The following is a 3,512-nucleotide window of genomic DNA, read 5'->3' as shown; positions in this document are numbered from 1 at the left end:
CGACGAACCCACCCCGCCGAACCGCCGCGCCCGGGCGGTGATGCCGTTGGCGATGGCGTTGCCGGTCGCGGCAGCCGCGGCGGTGCTGATGGATCTCGCCTACCCGGAGGTGGGATTCTGGCCGGCCGCGTTCGCCGCGACCGGGCTGCTGCTTCTCGCGCTGATCGGCCGGAGCGTGTGGGGGGCGGTGGCGGTCGGGGCGGTGTTCGGGTTGCTGTTCTTCGGGCTGCTGGTGTCCTGGACGACCCGGTATCTCGGGCCGGTGCCGTGGGCGGCGCTGACCGTGGTGGAAGGGGCCCTGACCGCGGTCGGGATCATCCCGCTGGCACTCGCGTACCGGTGGGTGCCGCGCGCCGTCCCCGGCCCGGTCGGGCGCCTGCTGCTGCTGCCGGGCCTGCTGGCCGCGTTGTGGACGGGCCGGGAGGTGCTGCTGGGCGCCTGGCCGTACGGGGGGCTGCCGTGGGCGCGGCTCGGGATCACCCAAGCCGACAGCCCCCTCGTGCAGACGGCGTCCTGGGTCGGGGTGAGCGGGCTCACCTTCCTGATGGTCTTCACCGTCGCCGCCGCGATCGAAACCATCCGGACCGGCCGGTGGCGTCGCCCGCTGCCCGCTGCCGTACCCGCCGTGACCGCCCTGATGTTGGTCCTCGTCCCGGCGTTTCCCACCACACCGGCCGGGACGATGCGGATCGGAGCGGTGCAAGGCAACGGCCCGTCCGGGTACTTCGACCAGCGCACCGTGGGGGCGATCGCCCGGGCGCAGGGAGACGCGACCGGCCCGGTGCTCGACGAGGACGTGGATCTGGTGGTGTGGCCGGAAGGGCTGGATGCTGACCCGTTCCAGACCCCGTGGCTGGCCGCGTACCTCACCGGCATCAGCACCCGGGCAGGGGCCCCGCTGCTGGCAAACGCGGCCACCACGGCGGGCGGCAACATCTACAACACATCGTTCCTGTGGGACCCGGCCACCACCGGTGCCACGCCGCGACGGGAGCAGACGCAGACGCACGCGAAACGCCACCCGGTGCCGTTCGGCGAGTACGTGCCCGACCGCGCGTTCTACACCCTGCTCGCCCCCGACCTGGTCGGGCTGCTGCAACGCGACTACGCGCACGGCACGGACGTGCCGCTGGTCACCGTCGGCGGTGTGCCGGTGGGGTTGGCGATCTGCTTCGACGTGATCTACGACGAGGTCATCGCCGAGAGCATCACCGCCGGTGCGGAGCTGCTGGTGTTCCAGACCAACAACGCCGACTTCCGCGGCACGGACGAGAACCTGCAGCAGCTCGCGGTCGCCCGGATCCGCGCGGTAGAGACCGGCCGTACCGTGGTGAACGTCTCCACCGTCGGCACCAGCCAGATCATCCGCCCCGACGGCAGCACCCTCACCGGCCTGCCCGCCGGGCAAGCCGGGGCGCTGATCGCCGACACCGACCTGCGCACCGGCATCACCCCCGCCCTCCTCATCGGGCAAGGCGTCTCCGCTGTCACCCTGTGGGGTGGGCTGGGTGGTCTCGCCCTCACCGGCGCGATCGCCCGGCGGCGGCGCACCCCCGCCGTGGCCTGACTAGGCATGCCCGCCAGAGGACCCGGGGTTATCCTGCGGGTGGGAGGACGAGGCGGCGGATCTCCGCAGCGATCAGATCTGGTTCTGTGGCGGGGATGTAGTGGCCGGAGTGGGCAGCGACCACGTGCCGGCCCTGCCGGGACTGTGCGGCCCGATACCGCCCGGCGGCGGTCGCGGCGTCCCGGACCCGACGCGGCATCCCGTCGGTCCCGTGCGCGAGGCCGCCGGAGATGACGGTGACCGGGACATCGGGCAGCGCCGGCGGGTCGCCCTGCCAGGCGTGCAGCTCGGTGAGGAAGGTGCGCGCTTGCCGACCCTGGGTGACCACCACCGCGGGCCGGAACGCCTCACGGTGAAGATCGGCCCGCACATCCTCGGGCATCCCCTCCCCGAGGAACCGGAAGAACCGCTCCAGCATCCCCACCCGGGCCAGCACCCACTCCACGGCGATCACGATCTTCTCCCCGACCCGGAACGGCATACCGAACAGGAGGTCCGCTGCCTCATCGGTCGGATCCACCAGCACCAGCCCGGCCACCCGGTCCGGGCGGCGGGACGCGGCCAGCCGCACGATCGGGCCGCCCGCGGAATGCCCGACCAGCACGAACCCGCTGCTCGGCTCGAGGCCGTCCAGCAGATCGTTCAGGTCGTCGGCCATCCGGTCCAGGGTGCGCCCTGCCGGGTCCAGGGCGGACCGGCCCAGCCCTGCCCGGTCATACACCACGGCCCGCGTGAACGCGGCGACCCGGGTCTGCACCAACGCCCAGGTGGACCGGGTCGCCGCCGATCCCGCCTCGAACACCACCGTCGGCACCCCGGTGGCCCCGGCCGGACCCGGCAGCACCATCGCATACAGGGCGCGCCCGTCACGGGTGCGCACCCACACCGGCTCCCCCTGGGTGTGCACACCAGACCCGGTCACGACCCACCCCCTACCGGTCGTGGCCTCGGCGGGAGGCGCCGGTCGCGGCGCGGTGGGCTTTCTCCCGCAGGGCCAGCAGGGGCGAGGGTGTCGTCCTTGATCTGAGTGCGGCCGAGGATCCCCCAGTGCGCGCTGAGGTGGTCTTCGAGGTAACGCAGCACCCGGGCGAACGGTATGGTGTGCCACGGCGCCCCCGAGCCGGGCGGGGAGGTGGGATTGCCGAACACGACCGTGCGGATCGTGTGCCCTTCCGGCGCCACCGTCCGTCCCGTCTCCAGCAGTTCGGCGACCAGCCGGGCGGCATCCTCGGGTGCACAGCACCCGAATCGGGTGAACGCGGCTTCCAGCACCGCCGGGTCACGCATCGCCGGGTTGGGGTGCGGGCGGCCCTCCTTGACCTCGCCGACGATCATGTCCGCCCCGCCCCCGGCGCCCAGCGCCGGGTCCAGGGGAGCGTCGGCGGCGCCAGACGCTCCCGGTGCCCGGTGCAGCCGCACGGCGAGGATGTCCAGGTCGGTGATGGTGCGCGGCCCGGCCAGCCCGGTGGCATCCAGCACCGGGTATTCGGCGACGGTGAAGTAGCCGTTGACCCGCAGGTAGGCCTGCACCAGCCCGACCGCCGTGTCCACCCTCTATCTCCGACCGGTTGTCTGGCCGGTCAGGCGGCGTTTGTGTAGCGGGCGGGGTCGGCGTCGAACAGGGGCCCGCAGTCGGCGCAGCAGAACCAGTACCGGGTGCCCTGGTAGTCGCGGAACAGGCCGCGCTGCTCGGCCCAGGCCGGGTCGACCTGGTTGCCGGGCATCACCGGGCAGGTCACCAGGTTCGTCGCGCCCGCCGGCGGCTCGTGATGGTGATGTTCGTGCGCACCATGCTCGTGTCCCCCATGGGCGTGCCCGTGCGTGTGGTCGTGCCCGGAGTGGTCGTGGTCGTGGGACATGGTGTTTCTCCTTCTTGAGCGATGGTTAGGCCCGGACGGGCGCGGGCTCCCGGCTGGCGGGCGCGGCGGCGGGTGTCGGGGTGGGG

4 protein-coding genes are annotated in these 3,512 nt (G+C 73.1%); 1 reads left to right on the top strand and 3 read right to left on the bottom strand.

From position 1 onward, the window contains the following. Nucleotides 1–1,567: apolipoprotein N-acyltransferase (gene lnt / locus RR49_RS00200; RefSeq protein WP_045245709.1), on the top strand; the 1,567-nt coding region annotated here is incomplete at its 5' end. Nucleotides 1,568–1,595: 28 nt separating this feature from the next. Here lnt and RR49_RS00195 read toward each other — a convergent pair. Genes RR49_RS00195 through RR49_RS00185 form a run of 3 tightly spaced genes read right to left on the bottom strand, consistent with a single transcriptional unit; the run spans nt 1,596 to nt 3,426 of the window. Continuing rightward, nucleotides 1,596–2,489, bottom strand: coding sequence for an alpha/beta fold hydrolase (locus RR49_RS00195; RefSeq protein ID WP_048809512.1), 894 nt, complete (start codon nt 2,487–2,489; stop codon nt 1,596–1,598). Next, entirely contained in the window at nt 2,486–3,118 is a 633-nt protein-coding gene (locus tag RR49_RS00190) for a hypothetical protein (RefSeq protein WP_045245705.1), read from the bottom strand. Before RR49_RS00190 ends, RR49_RS00195 begins: the two co-directional genes overlap by 4 nt. A 29-nt stretch (nt 3,119–3,147) precedes the next feature. After that, nucleotides 3,148–3,426, bottom strand: a complete 279-nt coding sequence (locus RR49_RS00185; protein WP_045245704.1) for a YHS domain-containing protein — start codon at nt 3,424–3,426, stop codon at nt 3,148–3,150. Nucleotides 3,427–3,512 lie beyond the last annotated feature (86 nt).

This window comes from Microbacterium ginsengisoli, from assembly GCF_000956535.1.
Lineage (GTDB): Bacteria > Actinomycetota > Actinomycetes > Actinomycetales > Microbacteriaceae > Microbacterium > Microbacterium ginsengisoli.
The sequence above is the reverse complement of the archived record's forward strand: the minus strand, read 5'-3'. Positions and strand labels throughout refer to the sequence as shown.